Source organism: Janibacter limosus NBRC 16128 (genome assembly GCF_001570985.1).
In the GTDB taxonomy this organism is placed as follows: Bacteria; Actinomycetota; Actinomycetes; order Actinomycetales; family Dermatophilaceae; genus Janibacter; species Janibacter limosus.
Genome location: NZ_BCSS01000002.1, coordinates 31080 through 47493, shown reverse-complemented (window position 1 = coordinate 47493; position 16414 = coordinate 31080). Strand labels below are relative to the sequence as shown.

At 70.2% G+C, this 16414-nt stretch carries 13 protein-coding genes; 7 read left to right on the top strand and 6 right to left on the bottom strand.

Annotated features, from left to right (window positions below):
- Positions 1-10: 10 nt before the first annotated feature.
- Positions 11-1507: a depupylase/deamidase Dop gene (gene dop / locus JLI01S_RS01015; RefSeq protein WP_068258680.1), complete on the bottom strand. Its 1497-nt coding sequence runs from the start codon at positions 1505-1507 to the stop codon at positions 11-13.
- A gap of 161 nt (positions 1508-1668) precedes the next feature.
- On the opposite strand from dop, the gene JLI01S_RS01010 reads away from it, so the two are divergent.
- The 4 genes from JLI01S_RS01010 (at position 1669) to JLI01S_RS00995 (ending at position 4687) form a co-directional block, all read left to right on the top strand.
- Entirely contained in the window at positions 1669-2640 is a 972-nt protein-coding gene (locus JLI01S_RS01010; RefSeq protein ID WP_157074770.1) for an alpha/beta hydrolase, read from the top strand.
- Positions 2637-3632, top strand: a complete 996-nt coding sequence (locus JLI01S_RS01005; protein ID WP_068258677.1) for an alpha/beta hydrolase — start codon at positions 2637-2639, stop codon at positions 3630-3632. Before JLI01S_RS01010 ends, JLI01S_RS01005 begins: the two co-directional genes overlap by 4 nt.
- A gap of 1 nt (position 3633) precedes the next feature.
- Positions 3634-4233: a DUF3054 domain-containing protein gene (locus JLI01S_RS16540; protein WP_169797267.1), complete on the top strand. Its 600-nt coding sequence runs from the start codon at positions 3634-3636 to the stop codon at positions 4231-4233.
- Positions 4234-4303: 70 nt separating this feature from the next.
- Positions 4304-4687, top strand: a complete 384-nt coding sequence (locus JLI01S_RS00995; RefSeq protein WP_068258675.1) for a hypothetical protein — start codon at positions 4304-4306, stop codon at positions 4685-4687.
- 339 nt (positions 4688-5026) lie between these two features.
- Here JLI01S_RS00995 and arc read toward each other — a convergent pair whose 3' ends face one another.
- The 3 genes from arc to JLI01S_RS00975 are packed head-to-tail and all read right to left on the bottom strand — an operon-like array spanning position 5027 to position 8891.
- Positions 5027-6688: a proteasome ATPase gene (arc, locus tag JLI01S_RS00985; protein WP_068258671.1), complete on the bottom strand. Its 1662-nt coding sequence runs from the start codon at positions 6686-6688 to the stop codon at positions 5027-5029.
- 59 nt (positions 6689-6747) lie between these two features.
- Positions 6748-7770, bottom strand: coding sequence for a tRNA (adenine-N1)-methyltransferase (locus tag JLI01S_RS00980; protein WP_068258668.1), 1023 nt, complete (start codon positions 7768-7770; stop codon positions 6748-6750).
- An 11-nt stretch (positions 7771-7781) separates the two neighbouring features.
- Positions 7782-8891 (bottom strand): site-2 protease family protein, encoded by a 1110-nt coding sequence (locus tag JLI01S_RS00975; RefSeq protein WP_068258666.1) that lies wholly within the window; start codon positions 8889-8891, stop codon positions 7782-7784.
- A 36-nt stretch (positions 8892-8927) separates the two neighbouring features.
- On the opposite strand from JLI01S_RS00975, the gene metH reads away from it, so the two are divergent.
- Positions 8928-12689: a methionine synthase gene (metH, locus tag JLI01S_RS00970; RefSeq protein WP_068258664.1), complete on the top strand. Its 3762-nt coding sequence runs from the start codon at positions 8928-8930 to the stop codon at positions 12687-12689.
- Positions 12686-13525 carry a RecB family exonuclease gene (locus JLI01S_RS00965; RefSeq protein WP_068258662.1) on the top strand — a complete coding sequence of 280 codons (840 nt, stop codon included), beginning with the start codon at positions 12686-12688 and terminating at the stop codon, positions 13523-13525. Before metH ends, JLI01S_RS00965 begins: the two co-directional genes overlap by 4 nt.
- Here JLI01S_RS00965 and JLI01S_RS00960 read toward each other — a convergent pair.
- Positions 13522-14226 carry an HAD family hydrolase gene (locus tag JLI01S_RS00960; RefSeq protein WP_068258660.1) on the bottom strand — a complete coding sequence of 235 codons (705 nt, stop codon included), beginning with the start codon at positions 14224-14226 and terminating at the stop codon, positions 13522-13524. The genes JLI01S_RS00965 and JLI01S_RS00960 overlap by 4 nt on opposite strands.
- Before the next feature lie 35 nt (positions 14227-14261).
- Between JLI01S_RS00960 and JLI01S_RS00955 the strand changes: the two genes are divergently transcribed.
- Entirely contained in the window at positions 14262-15119 is an 858-nt protein-coding gene (locus tag JLI01S_RS00955; protein ID WP_068258658.1) for a PAC2 family protein, read from the top strand.
- A 30-nt stretch (positions 15120-15149) separates the two neighbouring features.
- Here the strand turns inward: JLI01S_RS00955 and mshC are convergent, their stop codons facing one another.
- Positions 15150-16391, bottom strand: coding sequence for a cysteine--1-D-myo-inosityl 2-amino-2-deoxy-alpha-D-glucopyranoside ligase (gene mshC / locus JLI01S_RS00950; protein ID WP_068258656.1), 1242 nt, complete (start codon positions 16389-16391; stop codon positions 15150-15152).
- Positions 16392-16414: the final 23 nt, after the last annotated feature.

Genomic DNA, 16414 nt, shown 5'->3' with positions numbered 1-16414 from the left:
TGCCCCGAGCCTATGCCCCGAGGGTCGCCACGAGGTCGTCGATGTCGCCTGCCGACACGAGCGCCTCGGTCGCCTCGCGTCCGTAGGCCAGCGGATCAAGCATCGACAGGCGCGCCACGCGACCGGCACCCGGCAGCCGCAGGACGACGGAGTCCCACGAGGCCGAGATGACCTGCGGCCCAAAGGCCTCGACGATGCGCCCACGCAGCCAGGCGCGGGTGTCGGCCGGCGGCGTGCTCACCGCGGCCGCCACGTCCTCCTCGGAGGTCAGCCGGGTGATCCGTCCGCCCGCCTCGAGTTTGTGGAAGATGCCCTTGTCGGGGCGCACGTCGGACCACTGGATGTCGATCGCGCGCAGTCGGTGGTCGTCCCACGCGAGTCCGTCGCGGTCCCGGTAGCGCTGCAGGAGAGCGAGCTTGGCGACCCAGTCGATGTCGGCGGCCGCGTCCATCGGGTCGCCGGCGAGGAGGCCGACGAGCCGCTCCCAGTGGTGCAGGACCTCGTCGGTGGCGGGGTCGCTCCCTTCGCGCTCGACGAAGGAGGTCGCCATCTCGAGGTACTCGGTGAGGATCTGCACGGCGGTGAGGTCGCGACCGTCGCGCAGCCGGACGGTGGCCCGGCACGTGGGGTCGTGCGAGATCACCTTGAGCGACTCGACCGGGTGGAGGATCTCCAGGTCGCGGTCGATCGCGCCGGCCTCGATCAGGCGCAGCACGAGCGAGGTCGAGCCAAGCTTGACGAGGTTGGCGACATCCGCCTGGTTGGCGTCACCGATGATCACGTGCAGCCGACGCCACTGGTCGGGGTCGGCGTGGGGCTCGTCGCGAGTATTGATGATCGGCCGCTTGAAGGTCGTCTCCAGGCCCACGGTCGCCTCGAAGAAGTCGCTGCGGGAGGCGATCTGGTACCCAGCGTGCTCGCTCTCCTGCCCGATCCCGACGCGCCCGGCACCGCACATCACCTGGCGGGCGACGAAGAAGGGCGTGAGCCCCGAGACGATGCGGTCGAAGGGGGTCACCCGGCTCACGAGGTAGTTCTCATGGGTCCCGTAGGACGCGCCCTTGCCGTCGGTGTTGTTCTTGTAGAGGTTGATCCCCGGCTCGCGCTGGGCCAGCCGCGCGACGATCTCGCGCATGACCAGCTCGCCCGCCCGGTCCCAGACGATGGCATCGCGCGGGGAGGTCACCTCCGGCGAGGAGTACTCCGGGTGCGCGTGGTCGACGTAGAGGCGGGCGCCGTTGGCGAGGACCACGTTGGCCAACGAGGGGTCCTCGGCGTCGGTCAGCTGCGAGATGTCGGCCCGCGCCCTCGGCATCTCGAACCCGCGCGCGTCGACCAGCGGGTGCTCGTCGCTGTAGTCCCACGCGCCGTGCCCCGCCCGTAGCCCATGTGCCCGGGCATAGGTCGTCACGACCTCACCCGATGCCGCCATCGGGTTGGCCCAGGGCTGCCCCGGCACCGCGATCCCGTACTCCGTCTCGATGCCCATGACCCGACGCACGCTCATGCCCTCACCCTAGGCGCGGTGGAGGTATACCCGCCGACCCTTCATCCGCGCGTATACCTCCACTGGGAAGACCGAGCCGCCGCGGTGGAGGTAGACCCGCCGACCTTTCGTCTGCGCGCACACCTCCACCAGAAGGGGTGCGGACATGCTGGAATGGGCGCGTGACGAGACCCTGGATGCCCTGGCGCACGCGGTTGCTGGACCGGCTGACCCGGTCGGCGGCGATCGCGGAGGAGATGACCCCTGCGGAGCTGTCGCGGATGCGCGGCAGCCTGCCGATGCGGCGGCCGTACACGTGGATCCTCGGCACACCCACCTCCGGAGTCACCTCGACATCGCAGCGGATCACCACCCGCGACGGGTACGAGCTCAAGGTCCGGGTGCACCGACCCGATGGCGCGAGCGGTCCCCTTCCGCTGCTCGTGCACTTCCACGGGGGCGGCTTCGTCATCGGCAACATCGGCGTCTACGACCCGTGGTGCACCGCCGTCGCGGCGCGGGCGCAGGTCGTCGTGGTCACGGTCGCTTACCGGATGGCGCCCGAGCACCGCGCTCCCCTGGCCGTCCACGACTGCCTCGACGCGACCCACTGGGCGATCGAGCACGCAGCCGAGCTGGGGGCACGGGCGGACTCCGTCGGGGTCACCGGGGACTCGGCCGGCGGAAACCTCGCCGCTGCGGTGGCGCAGCAGCTGCGCGACGAGGGCTTCGCCGGACTGCGGCACCAGGCCCTGGTCTACCCCGCACCGGACCTCACCGAGCGTGAGGTCGAGGCGCTCCAGGGGGCCGACCGACGCTTCGTCCTGCTGACGCCCGACATGATGCGGTCCTTCCGCAGCCTCTACCTCGGCGACGAGGGCGACGAGCGCAACCCGCTGCTCTCCCCCGCCCTCGGCGAGCTCACCGGCCTGCCACCGGCGCTCGTCCAGACGGCCGAGCACGACCCCCTTCGGCCTGACGGGTTGGCCTACGCCGCCGCCCTGCAGGACGCCGGCGTCGAGGTGCGCGCGACGACTTATCGCGGTGCGCCGCACGGCTTCATCACCTTCCCGGGGTTCGCTCCGGCCGCCCACGCGGCACTCGACGAGCTCGTCGCCGAGGTCACCCACCACCTGCACCAGGAGCACCCGTGAAGCGTCCCTACCCCGGCCTGGCCCCCCTGGTGGGTCTGGTGACCACCTTCCTCGACAACGTCGGGCGAGTATCGATCGTCGACGCCACCCTGGAGGACATCGAGGCGGCCAGGGTCAAGGTGTACCCGAGGTCGGCCCCCTTCTCCTGGATCACCGGTCGGGTGCGCGCAGACGTGGCCATCGACGAGGGCAGCGCTCCCGCCCGTGACGGTGCGTCGATCCCCCTTCGCTGGTACACGCCGTCAGGACGAAGGGAGGGACGCGCCCTCGTCGTGTACTTCCACGGCGGTGGCTGGGTGCAGGGCTCCACACCCATGTACGACCCGCTGTGCACCCACCTCGCGGCCGAGCTCGATGCGGTGGTCGTGAGCGTCGACTACCGGATGGCACCCGAGCACCGTGCTCCCACCGCCGCTTTCGACGCGATCGACGTCACGCAGTGGTTGCACGAGCACGCCGACCACGGCGTCGACCGGGAGCGGATCGCGCTGTGCGGGGACTCTGCCGGGGGCAACCTCTCAGCGGTCGTCGCGCAGCAGCTGCGGGACCTGCGCACGACGGACGGGGAGCCGGTCATCCGCCACCAGGCGTTGCTCTACCCGGCGACCGACCTGACGATGGCCTCGCCGTCCATCAAGGAGCACTCCGAGGGGGCGATCCTCACCGAGGCCAAGATCCTCGCCTTCCGCGCGCACTACATCGGTGACGCGGCCGATGCCGTCTCGCTGACCGACCCCCTCGTCTCGCCCCTCTTCGGCGATGTCGCAGGGGTGGCCCCCGCGCTCATCCAGACCGCCGACCTCGACCCGATCCGCGACGACGGGCTGCGGTACGGAGAGGCGCTGCGTGAGGCCGGGGTCCCAGTGCGGGTCACCAACTACGTGGGGCTGCCGCACGGCTTCGCCAGCTTCTCCGGAGTGACGCGGGCCGGTGCCCAGCACCGGGCCGAGCTCGTCGACGAGCTGCGCCGGCACCTGGCGCAGGGAGCCTGACATGGCTGGTGTCCGCGACGAGCTGCTGACCTCTCCCGGTCGCCGCACCGCGATCGCGGCCGGGCTCGACGTCCTCGTCGTCGCCGTCTTCACCCTCATCGGGCGACGCACCCACGCCGAGCCGCTCGACCCCGCCGGCTGGTGGGAGACGGCCTGGCCCTTCCTCGCCGGCCTGGCCATCGGGTGGACCGTCGTCGCCCTGTCGAGCCGCACCTGGCCGACCCGGCTGTGGCATGGGGCGACTGTGTGGATCGCCACCGTCTTCGGCGGGATGGCCCTGCGGGACATGGTCGGTCAGGGCACGGCCCTCCCCTTCGTCATCGTGGCCACGCTCTTCCTGGGCGTGACCCTCGTCGGCTGGCGGCTCGTGCTGTGGGCGCTCGACCGACGTCGACCGGACGCGCAGCGGCCCACGGGCTCGGGGCGCGGGCGCGTGCACCCGCCCGTGGAGCACACCCAGGTCGGTGATCCGCTCGGACTGGAGGACCTGCGGGGACCCGATGATCACACCCCCGGGCGCGGAGTCGTGCCGCCCGCCGAGCGCGGTCGGGTCGTCGGCGAGCTGGGGATCCGACAGCCCCGTCAGCCCGAGGGCGACTGACAGCGTGCTGATCAGTGTCGCTGTGCCCGAGCCGTCGCTGTGCCCCTGTCGCAAGCACTAGGCTTCGGACATGAACGCGACCGTCGCCCACGCAGGCGGCTCCCGATGCGCCCGCGCTGCGGTCTCGAGCTCCGTCACGCTGCTCTGGTTCGTCGTCACCGTCCCACTGGTGTGCGTCGCCCTCGTCGGCCTCACCCTGGCGCCGGGCGTGCAGACCCCGGGAGACCTCATCCCGGCAGCCACGACCGCGATCAGCTGGGCATGGGTCCCCGCCTTCTTCGTCGTCCCGTGTGCGGCCCTCGGGCTCATCGTCTCGCTGGTCGTCACGACAGCCACGGTGCACGGGGACCACATGCCCGGGCGCAGCACGATGGCCGTGGGGTCTGTCGGCGCCGCCATCGGCATGGGATTCGCGGCGATCATCCCCCTGCTGGTGGCCGTCGTACAGGTGTAGCCACTGGCGTTCCTCCTCGTGCGAACTGGCGCTCAGGGGTGAGCAGCACGCAGCAGTCGGCCATCTTCGCGCTGGTGTGAGCCCGCAGCCGCGCCAGTCGGAGGCCAGCGTCATCCGGCAAAGCGGTGGTCTCGACCCTCAGTGCCTGGAGATCGGCCAGCATCTGCTGGTCCCGGTTCTCCTGCGCCGCTCGGGCCAGCACCTCGGTCTGCTTGACGGGGCCGATGGTCATGGGCTCCGTCGGGTTGGCCGCGAACAGCGCCCCTGCGTCCAGCGCGACCACTCGGACCACTCCGCCCGCAGGTCTTCGAGGCCGGGCTCGTACAGGCCCGTGTAGGTCTAGAGGTACTGACCCGTCCGTGACCCCGTGTCGATCGAGCGACCCGGCTCGGCCCCGCCGGACTTGCCGCCGATGAGCGTGCGGATGTAGACGATCCGCTCGCCCTTCTTGCCCGAGATCTTGGCCCAGTCGTCGGGGTTGGTCGTGTTGGGCAGGTCCTCGTTCTCCTTGAACTCCGCGATGCACGCGTCGAGGACGTGGCCGACGCGCACCCCTTCGATGCCCGTGGTGAGGAAGTCCTTGATCGCGGCCTTCTTGGACCGGTCGACGATGTTTTGGATCATCGCGCCGGAGTTGAAGTCCTTGAAGTACAGGATCTCCTTGTCGCCACCCTGGTAGGTGACCTCGAGGAACTGGTTGGCGTCCGACTCCGCGTACATGTGCTCGACCGCGGCGTCGATCATCCCGTCCACCGTGGCCTGGCGGTCGCCGTCGTGCTCCTCGAGATCCTCGGGGTGCAGCGGCAGGTCGGCGGTGAGGTACTTGCTGAAGATGTCGCGCGAGCCCTCAGCATCGGGCCGCTCGATCTTGATCTTCACGTCGAGGCGCCCGGGACGCAGGATCGCGGGGTCGATCATGTCCTCACGGTTGGTCGCGCCGATGACGATGACATTGTCCAGGCCCTCGACGCCGTCGATCTCGGCGAGCAGCTGCGGCACGATCGTCGTCTCGACGTCGGAGGAGACGCCCGAGCCGCGGGTGCGGAAGAGGCTGTCCATCTCGTCGAAGAAGACGACCACGGGCGTGCCGTCGCTGGCCTTCTCCCGGGCGCGGTGAAAGATCACCCGGATGTGTCGCTCGGTCTCCCCGACGTACTTGTTGAGCAGCTCGGGGCCCTTGATGTTGAGGAAGTACGCCGTCGCGCTCTCCTGCCCGGTGCGCTCGGCGACCTTGCGCGCCAACGACGCCGCGACCGCCTTGGCGATCATCGTCTTGCCGTTGCCGGGAGGACCGTAGAGCAGGACCCCCTTGGGTGCCTTGAGCTGGTGGCGCTCGTAGAGGTCGGCGTGCAGGTAGGGCAGCTCGACGCTGTCGCGGATCGCCTCGATCTGCGCGCTGAGCCCACCGATGTCGTCGTAGTCGAGGTCGGGCACCTCCTCGAGGACGAGGTCGGCCACCTCCGCCCGGGGGATCCGCTCAACCGCGATGTTGCTGCGCTGGTCGACGAGCACGGCATCACCGACGCGCACCTGCTTGTCGGTGACCCGGCTGCCGCGGCGCACGACCCGCTCCTCGTCCTGGCGCATGAGCACGAGCAGGCGGTCCTCGTCGAGGACCTCCTTGACGACCACGACCTCGCCGGCGACGTCCTCGGCGTGGACGGAGACGACATTCATCGCCTCGTTGAGCCGCACCTCGCGGCCGACGCCGAGCTCGCTCAGCTCCACCGCCGGGGAGACGGCCACGTGCATCTTGCGTCCGCCGGAGAGCACGTCGACCGTCTTGTCGTCCTCGTGGACGTCGACGATCACGGCATAGGACGAAGGGGGCTGGGCCAGGCGCTCGATCTCCTCACGCAGGGAGACGATCTGCTGGCGGGCATCCTTGAGCGTGCGCACGAGGCGCTCGTTCTGCGAGGCGACGGTGGACATCTGCGACTGCTGGTGCGTCAGCTTGTCCTGCAGTGCCCGCACGTCCTGGGGGGTGGGGTCGGTGGTCATGGACTTGTGCTCCCTTCCCGCCGTGGTGACGGCGCTCCCTGCCAGTCTCTCGCGTCTGCTCAGCGTGGGGTCGGGGGGACCACTCCGCGAGTCAACTTGCGCATCTTCTTCTCCGACGCGATCCGCTCCCCCAGTGCCTCGGGGGTCCACTCGGCGTCGTCGGCACCCGGTGCCGGCTCGACCTGGGGGGCCTCGGTCTCGCTGCCCTCCTCCTGTGCGGCGTAGCCCTTGCCGGGGCGACGCTTGCGTGCGGGCGGGGTCACGCCGGGGGCCAGTCGACGGGTCGTGATCAGGAACCCGGTGTGCCCGTGCATGCGGTGCTGCGGACGGACGGCCAGGCCCTCGAGGTGCCAGCCGCGCAGCAGGGTCTCGAAGGCCTCCGGCTCGGTGAAGGTCCCGAAGTCGCGCATCGCCTCGGCGACCTTGCTCAGCTGGGTGGCCGTGGCGACGTAGCAGATGAGGACCCCACCGGGCACGAGCGCGTCAGCGACGACCTCGAGGCACTCCCACGGGGCGAGCATGTCGAGGACGACCCGGTCGACAGTGCCGGGCTCGACCGCATCCGGGAGCGACTCGACGAGGTCGCCCACGGTGACGGTCCACGCGGGGTGGTCCTCACCGAAGAAGGCCCGGGCGTTGGCCGTGGCGATCTCCGCGAAGTCGGCGCGCCGCTCGAAGGAGTGCACCGAGCCGGTGTCCCCCACCGCACGCAGCAGCGACATCGACAGGGCGCCCGAGCCCACGCCGGCCTCGACGACGCTCGCGCCGGGGAAGACATCGGCCATGGTGACGATCTGGCCGGCGTCCTTGGGGTAGACGACGGCCGCGCCACGCGGCATCGACATGACGTAGTCGGACAGCAGCGGGCGCAGCGCGAGGTACTCGGTACCGGCGGTGTTGGTGACCGTCGTCCCGTCAGGCGCGCCGATGAGGTCGTCGTGCTTGACGTGCCCCCGGTGGGTGTGGAACTCCTTGCCCGGCGTCAGGGAGATGGTGTGCAGCCGCCCCTTGGGGTCGGTCAGCTGGACGCGGTCCCCCTCACGGAAGGGGCCGCGACGGTAGGCAGATCCGGTGGCGCTCATGGTGCGCGAGTCTAGTTGCGCGTGAGGGCTGCGTTGACCCGCTCGACCCGCACGACGCCCCGCAGGACTCCCCCTTCGCTCACCGCGACGATCCGCGAGCGCGACTCCTGGAAGGCGGTGACCAGCTCGATCGCCTCCCGGCCCGGGGTGAGGTCGACGGCCCAGCCGTCGGGTGCATTGGCGAGGACGGCGGAGACCGGGGTGGAGTCCACCGCCTGCGGCGGCACGCTCCGCAGGGCGTCGTGGTCGATGAGGCCGAGCGGCGCCCCGGCAGCGTCGACGACGACCGGCAGGGCGCGAAGGGAGGTCAGCTCGCCGACCGGACGGTCGTGGGCGATGCCCGCGGCCGGCTCGAGGATCGCCCGGACGTCCAGCCCGGAGAGGGTACCGAGCGCCTTGCCGTGGCCGATGGCCTGCGTCGCGCCGGACCACAGGAAGGCCGCGACGAGGAGGGTCCAGAGCAGGGTCGAGGTGCTCGGCGAGCGTCCCTCGAGCAGCGGGACACCGATGACCGCCATGACGATGACGATGACCATGCCCCGGCCCAGGTAGCCCGCGACCACCCGGGCGCGCCCCTGGTCCTTGGTGATCCCCCACACAACCGCTTCGACGATCTGGCCGCCGTCCAGCGGGAGCCCGGGCAGCATGTTGAGCACCGCGAGCGCGCCGTTGACGAAGGCAATGCCGCCCAGGACCATCGCCGGGACCCCTGTGCCGAGCACCGTGGCGATCACCAGACAGATGATGGCGATCACGGCATTGGTGAGCGGACCCACGACCGCGATCGCAGCCGAGGTCATCGGGGTGGCTCGTGAGGCCTCGAATGCGGTGTGCCCGCCCCACAGGTCAGCAACGACGCGGTGGACGGTGTGTCCGAAGGACCTGGCCGTGACCGCATGGGCGGCCTCGTGGGCCAGCACGCTCAGCAGCAGCGCGAGGGCGTAGATCACCGCGACGGAGTAGCCGACGCTCGTGCCGTGGACCTGTGCGGTGGACGGACCGACGAGGAAGACGATGAGGCCGCCCATCAGCAACCAGGACCAGCCGAGGTAGACGGGCACGGAGCCGATCGTGGCCAGACGGATGCCGCGAGGAGGGTGGTCGTCCGGGGGCGCTGCCATGGACCTGACCTTAGGCGAGAGGCCCGGATGGGGATAATGAAGACGCACTCCGCCCCCTTCGACAGGATCTTCACGGTGACTGACACCGATCTGCGCCCCGACGCCACCGACCAGCTGAGGGAGACGCTGAGTCAGCGCATCCTCCTCATGGACGGCGGTATGGGAACCATGATCCAGCGTCAGGGGTTGTCTGAGGCCGACTTCCGCGGGGAGCGCTTCGCCGACTGGGCCAGTGACCTGCAGGGCAACAATGACCTGCTGTGCCTCACCCAGCCCGAGATCATCGCGGACCTGCACCGGCAGTACCTCGAGGCGGGCGCCGACCTGATCGAGACCAACACCTTCAACGCGCAACGCGTCTCGATGGGCGACTACGGCATGCAGGAGCTGGCGCGGGAGATCAATGTCGCCGCCGCGCGGCTGGCCCGCCAGGCCGCCGACGAGTTCACCGCCCGCGACCCGCAGCGCCCGCGGTGGGTCATGGGTGCCCTCGGCCCGACGGTGCGGACCGCGTCGATCTCCCCCGACGTCAACGACCCGGCCATCCGCAACATCACCTTCGACCAGCTCGTCGAGGCCTACCTCGAGCAGGCCAGCGGCCTCGTCGAGGGCGGGGTCGACATCCTGCTCGTCGAGACGATCTTCGACACACTCAACGCCAAGGCGGCGATCTTCGCCCTCGAGACCCTCTTCGAGCAGCACGGCCGTCGGTGGCCGGTCATCATCTCCGGCACGATCACCGACGCCTCCGGCCGCACGCTGACCGGGCAGACGACCGAGGCCTTCTGGAATTCCGTCCGCCACGCCCAGCCACTGGCCGTGGGGCTCAACTGCGCGCTCGGTGCCGAGGAGCTGCGTCAGTACGTCGTCGAGCTCGGCCGCGTCGCCGACACCTACATCTCCGCCTACCCCAACGCCGGGCTGCCCAATGCCTTCGGTGAGTACGACCAGGACCCGGCCTACATGGCCACCCTCGTCGCGGAGTTCGCCACCTCCGGGCTGGTCAACATCGTCGGCGGCTGCTGCGGCACCACGCCCGAGCACATCGCCGAGATCGCGAAGGGGGTGGGCTCCGCCGCCCCGCACGTCCCGGTCGAGGTCGAGCCGGCACTGCGGCTCTCCGGTCTGGAGGCCTTCAACGTCACCGCGGACTCCCTCTTCGTCAACGTCGGCGAGCGGACCAATGTCACCGGCTCGGCGAAGTTCCGCAAGCTCATCGAGGCCAACGACTACCCGGCCGCTTTGGCCGTCGCCGCCCAGCAGGTCGAGAGCGGCGCGCAGGTCATCGACATCAACATGGACGAGGGGATGCTCGACGGCGTCTCCGCCATGGGCACCTTCGTCAACCTCGTCGGCTCCGAGCCGGACATCTCCCGTGTCCCGCTGATGATCGACTCCTCCAAGTGGGAGGTCATCGAGACCGGCCTGCAGCGCACGCAGGGCAAGGCGATCGTCAACTCGATCTCCATGAAGGAAGGCGTCGAGCCCTTCATCGAGCAGGCCAGGCTGTGCCGCAAGTACGGCGCGGCGATCGTGGTGATGGGCTTCGACGAGGACGGTCAGGCCGACAACCTGCAGCGGCGCAAGGAGATCGCCCAGCGGGCGTACACGATCCTCACCGAGGACGTCGGGTTCCCCGCCGAGGACATCGTCTTCGACCCCAACATCTTCGCGCTGGCCACCGGCATCGAGGAGCACGCCGAGTACGGCACCGACTACATCGAGGGCGTGCGCTGGATCAAGGACAACCTGCCGGGCGTGCTCGTCTCCGGCGGCGTCTCCAATGTCTCCTTCAGCTTCCGCGGCAACAACCCGGTGCGCGAGGCGATCCACGCGGTCTTCCTCTTCCACGCGATCAACGCCGGCATGGACATGGGGATCGTCAACGCCGGGGCCCTCGTCCCCTACGACACGATCGACCCGGACCTGCGCGAGCGGATCGAGGACGTCGTCCTCAACCGTCGGGAGGACTCGACCGAGCGCCTGCTCGAGGTCGCGGAGAAGCACCGTGGCTCCGGGGCCAAGGAGGAGGAGGCCACGCAGGAGTGGCGCGAGTACCCCCTGCGCGAGCGGATCACGCACTCCCTGGTCAAGGGCATCGACACGTGGGTCGTCGAGGACACCGAGGCGCTGCGGGTCGAGATCGAGCAGGCCGGCGGCCAGCCGATCGAGGTCATCGAGGGTCCGCTCATGGACGGCATGGGCGTCGTCGGCGACCTCTTCGGCGCCGGCAAGATGTTCCTCCCCCAGGTCGTGAAGTCCGCCCGCGTGATGAAGAAGGCCGTCGCACACCTGATCCCGTACATCGAGGCCGCCAAGAAGCCGGGCGACGCCTCCCGCTCCAACGGGCTGATCGTCATGGCGACGGTCAAGGGCGATGTGCACGACATCGGCAAGAACATCGTCGGCGTCGTCCTCCAGTGCAACAACTACGACGTCATCGACCTGGGCGTCATGGTCCCGACGCAAAAGATCCTCGAGACGGCCCGCGAGCACGACGCCGACGTCATCGGGCTGTCCGGTCTCATCACGCCCTCGCTCGACGAGATGGTCGGCGTGGCCTCCGAGATGCAGCGCCAGGGCTTCGAGATCCCGCTGCTCATCGGTGGCGCGACGACCTCGCGCGCCCACACCGCAGTCAAGGTCGACCAGCAGTACGACGGGCCGGTCGTCTGGGTCAAGGACGCCTCGCGCTCCGTCCCGGTCGTCAGCCAGCTGCTCCACGAGACCCACAAGGCGGCGTTGCTCGACGAGGTGGCGGCCGACTACGAGGCGCTGCGCACCCGGCACGCGTCCAAGAACAACGAGCGCCCGATGCTCACCTACGAGCAGGCGCAGGAGGCTCGTACCCCGATCGACTGGGGCGCCGAGCAGCCGCACCTGGCCGGCGTGACGCCGACGCGCGTGGTCTTCGAGGACTACGACCTGGCCGAGCTGCGCGAGTACTTCGACTGGCAGCCCTTCTTCAACGCCTGGGAGCTCAAGGGCTCCTTCCCGGACATCCTCAACAACCCGGCCACTGGTGAGGTCGCCCGCAAGCTCTACGACGAGGCCCAGGAGATGCTCGACCAGATCATCGAGCACAAGTGGCTGACGGCCAAGGGGGTCATCGGCCTCTTCCCCGCCAACGCGGTGGGCGACGACATCGAGATCTACACCGATGAGTCGCGGACCGAGGTGGCGCACACGCTGCACATGCTGCGCCAGCAGGGCAAGCACCGCGCGGGCGTGCCCAACCGCAGCCTCGCGGACTTCGTCGCGCCCAAGGACACTGGCGTGCAGGACTGGATCGGCGCCTTCGCGGTCACCGGTGGCATCGGTGCCGCCGACAAGATCATGGAGTTCAAGGCCGAGCACGACGACTACAACGCGATCCTGCTCGAGGCGCTGGCCGACCGCTTCGCCGAGGCCTTCGCCGAGCGGCTCCACGAGCGCGTCCGCAAGGAGTTCTGGGGTTACGCGCCCGATGAGTCGCTCGACAACAAGGAACTCATCAAGGAGGCCTACGACGGCATCCGCCCGGCGCCGGGCTACCCGGCGTGCCCCGACCACACCGAGAAGAAGACCCTCTGGTCGCTGCTCGATGTCGACGAGATCGGCATCGAGCTGACCGAGGGGATGGCGATGTGGCCGGGAGCCGCCGTCTCCGGCTGGTACCTCGGTCACCCGGACAGCCAGTACTTCGTCGTGGGACGCCTGGCCAAGGACCAGGTCGAGGACTACGCGGAGCGCAAGGGTTGGACGATGCGGGAGGCCGAGCGCTGGCTCGGGCCCAACCTCGGGTACTCCCCCGAGTGAGGGCCGCGCTCTCCCCCTCTCGCGCAGCCGACTTCAAGCAGTGCCCGCTGAAGTTCCGCTTCCGCACGATCGACCGCCTCGAGGAGGCACCGTCACCGGCAGCGGCTCGTGGGACGCTCGTGCACGCCGTGCTCGAGGAGATCTTCGACCTGCCCGCAGCCGAGCGCACCCCCGAGGCCGCCCGGGCACTGGTGCCGGGTCAGTGGGCCGCCCTGGTCGCCGAACGACCCGAGCTGGCCGAGATGCTGGCCGACGACGCCTCGCTCAGCGAGCAGTCGTGGTTCCTCGCGGCTGAGAAGCTCGTCGACCGATGGTTCACCCTCGAGGACCCATCGAGACTCGAGCCCTCTCAACGTGAGGTCAAGGTCGAGACCGAGGTCGACGGGCTCGTCCTGCGCGGCATCATCGACCGGCTGGACGTCGCCCTCACCGGGGAGGTGCGGGTCGTCGACTACAAGACGGGGCGCACGCCCGCGGCGGGCTTCGAGGGCAAGGCGCTCTTCCAGATGAAGTTCTACGGGCTGGTCATCTGGCGTCGCACGGGTCGGGTCCCCGACCTGCTGCAGCTGGTCTACCTCAAGGACGGCACGGTCATCCGCTATGTCCCGGACGAGGCCGACCTCCTGGCCCTGGAGCGCAATGTCCGGGCGGTCTGGTCAGCGATCGAGCAGGCGGTGGCGGCGCGGGACTTCCGCCCCAACCCGACGAAGCTGTGCGGCTGGTGCGACTTCAAGCCGCTCTGCCCCGCCTTCGGCGGCACTCCCCCCGACCTGCCCGAGACGATCGAGATCATCACCCCCGAAGCCGAGACGCCCCCTTCGCCCGCTCGCCCTTAAGGTCGTGCGGGCTGCTGGGCACCGGTGGCCAACGCCATGAGGTCGAAGGGGGTGACCCCCACCAGCGTGGTCAGCGGCACCGCACCGTCGATGGCCGGGACCTCGACGACGTGCGGGACGGCCAGGGTCGGCACACCAGCGGCGACGGCCGAGCGGACGCCGGTCGGCGAGTCCTCGATGGCGACGCAGGCGGCGGGATCGACGCCCAGCCGGGCGGCAGCCGTGAGGTACGGCTCGGGGTGCGGCTTGCCCTGCGTGACGATGTCACCTGTCACCACGAGGCCGAAGGAGCCCGGCTCCGTCGCGTCGACGACGGCCTGCGCCAGGTCCGTCCACGACATCGTGACCAGGGCCGACGGGAGGTCCGCCTCCCGGCACGCGGCGAGCAGCTCGCGTGCACCCGGCCGCCACGGGATCTCGTGCGCGATCTGCTCGATGACCCGCGACTGGAGCCGGTGCACGACCTCCTCGGGTGAGAGGTCGACGGGTGAGTTCTCGAGGATGAACCTCGCCGAGACGAGCAGCGGGTTGCCGACGAGCTGGAGCGCCAGCTCGTGGGTCCACGTGCCGCCGAACTCCTCGACGAGCTCGTGCTCGGCGCGCATCCAGTAGGGCTCGGTGTCGACGAGGGTGCCGTCCATGTCCCACAGGACGGCAGCGGGCAGATCGCGCGACGCAGGCGCGGGGATCACAGTGCTCACAGGGCGACACGGTAGCCCGACGTAGGCTGGTGCAGGTGATCGAGATCGAGGACCTGCCCGAGCTGCACGACCCGGTGATGATCTGTGCCTTCGAGGGCTGGAACGACGCCGGCGAGGCCGCCTCCCGTGTCATCGAGCACCTGGGCGACCTCTGGGACGCCGAGACCGTGGCGGCGATCGACCCCGAGGACTACTACGACTTCCAGGTCACCCGGCCCCGGGTCATCAACCAGGGACAGGGGCGAGGCCTCCACTGGAACACCACCCGCATCCTGCTCGCCTCTCCGGACAGCCTCGGTCGGGACGTACTGCTCGTGACCGGGATCGAGCCCTCCTTCCGCTGGCGGGCCTTCACGGCCGAGATCCTCGACCTCGCCGCCTCCCACGGCGTGTCGACGGTGATCACCCTCGGTGCCCTGCTCGCCGATGTCGCGCACTCGCGTCCGATCCCCGTCACCTGCTCCAGCGAGGACGAGCCCACCGCCTACCGTCACGAGCTGGAGCCGTCCCGTTACGAGGGCCCGACCGGCATCACCGGCGTCGTCGCGGACGGGGCCCACCAGGCCGAGATGGTCTCGATCTCCGCGTGGGCGGCTGTCCCCCACTACGCCTCGCAGGTCCCCTGCCCCAAGGCATCCCTGGCGCTGCTCGCGCAGCTGGAGGACCTCCTCGACACGGTCATCGAGCACGGTGAGCTCGAGGACGAGGCCCGCGCGTGGGAGCGCGGCGTCGACGAGCTCGCCAACACCGACGAGGACGTCGCCGAGTACGTCTCCGCGCTGGAGAGCGCGCAGGACACCTCGGAGCTGCCGGAGGCCAGCGGCGATGCGATCGCCAAGGAGTTCGAGCGGTACCTGCGTCGCCGGGGCGAGGACACCGCCGGCCCCGGCTGATCCACGGGCTTGTCCGCGGGCGTCAGCGCCTCAGAGGCGGATGCCCAGCAGCGCGTCGATCGCCCGAGCGAGCTCACCGGGCGCCGAGCGCACGTCGCCGCTGGCACTGAGCGAGCGCTCGACCCACGCGTCGACCGCGGCCAGCGCCGCCGGGGTGTCGAGGTCATCCGCCAGGGCCGCGCGCACCGCGGCGACTGTCTCGCTCGCGTCTGGACCGCCATCCGTGGACAGGCCCGAGCGCCAGCGCTCCAGACGTGCCTGCGCCTGGGTCAGGTCCGCGTCGGTCCACTCCCACTCGCCGCGGTAGTGGTGCGCCAGGAGCACGAGCCGGATCGCCATCGGGTCCACGCCCTCCCCGCGCAGCGTCGAGACCCGCACGAGGTTGCCCTTGGACTTGCTCATCTTTTCGCCGTCGTAGGCGACCATCGCCTGGTGCGTCGTGTGCGCGGCGAAGGGCCGCTCCCCCGTGAGCGCCTCGGCCTGCACGACCGACATCTCGTGGTGGGGGAAGACGAGGTCCGTGCCGCCACCCTGCACGTCGATCCGGTCACCGAGGTGCGCCATCGCGATGGCCGTGCACTCGATGTGCCAGCCGGGTCGGCCGCGGCCGAGCGCGCCTGCGTCCCAGGCGGGCTCGCCGTCACGCTCGCCGCGCCACAGCATCGGGTCGAGGGGGTCGCGCTTGCCGGGGCGCTGCGGATCGCCGCCACGCTCGGCAGAGAACTCGAGCATCGTCTCCCGGCTCAGGTGGCTCAGCTCCCCGAGGCCGCCGGCAGCGGCGAGGTCGAGATAGGTGTCCCGGATGCCGCCCTCGACGACCTCATAGGTCATGCCACGAGCGACGAGTCCCTGCACGGCGTCGATGATCGCGGGCATCGACTCCATGACACCCATGAAGTGATCCGGGGGGATCACACCGAGCGCGGTCATGTCCTCGAGGAAGAGCGCGATCTGGTCCTGTCCCAGGTCCCGCCAGTCGATGCCGTCACGTGCAGCGCGCTCGAAGAGCGGGTCGTCGACATCGGTGACATTTTGTACGTACGTGACCGCTCGGTCGCCGTCACGCAGCGCGCGGCCCACGAGGTCGAAGGTCACGTAGGTCGCGGCGTGACCCATGTGGGTGGTGTCGTAGGGCGTCACGCCACAGACGTAGAGGCGGGCGGGGTCGGCCGCCTCGACCGGCGCCACCTCACCGCGCGCCACATCGTGCAGGCGAAGGGAGATGGGCTCTCCGGGGACGACGGGCAGGTGGGGGGACGGCCAGGCTCTCACGCGGACAGCCTACGAGGTCGGGG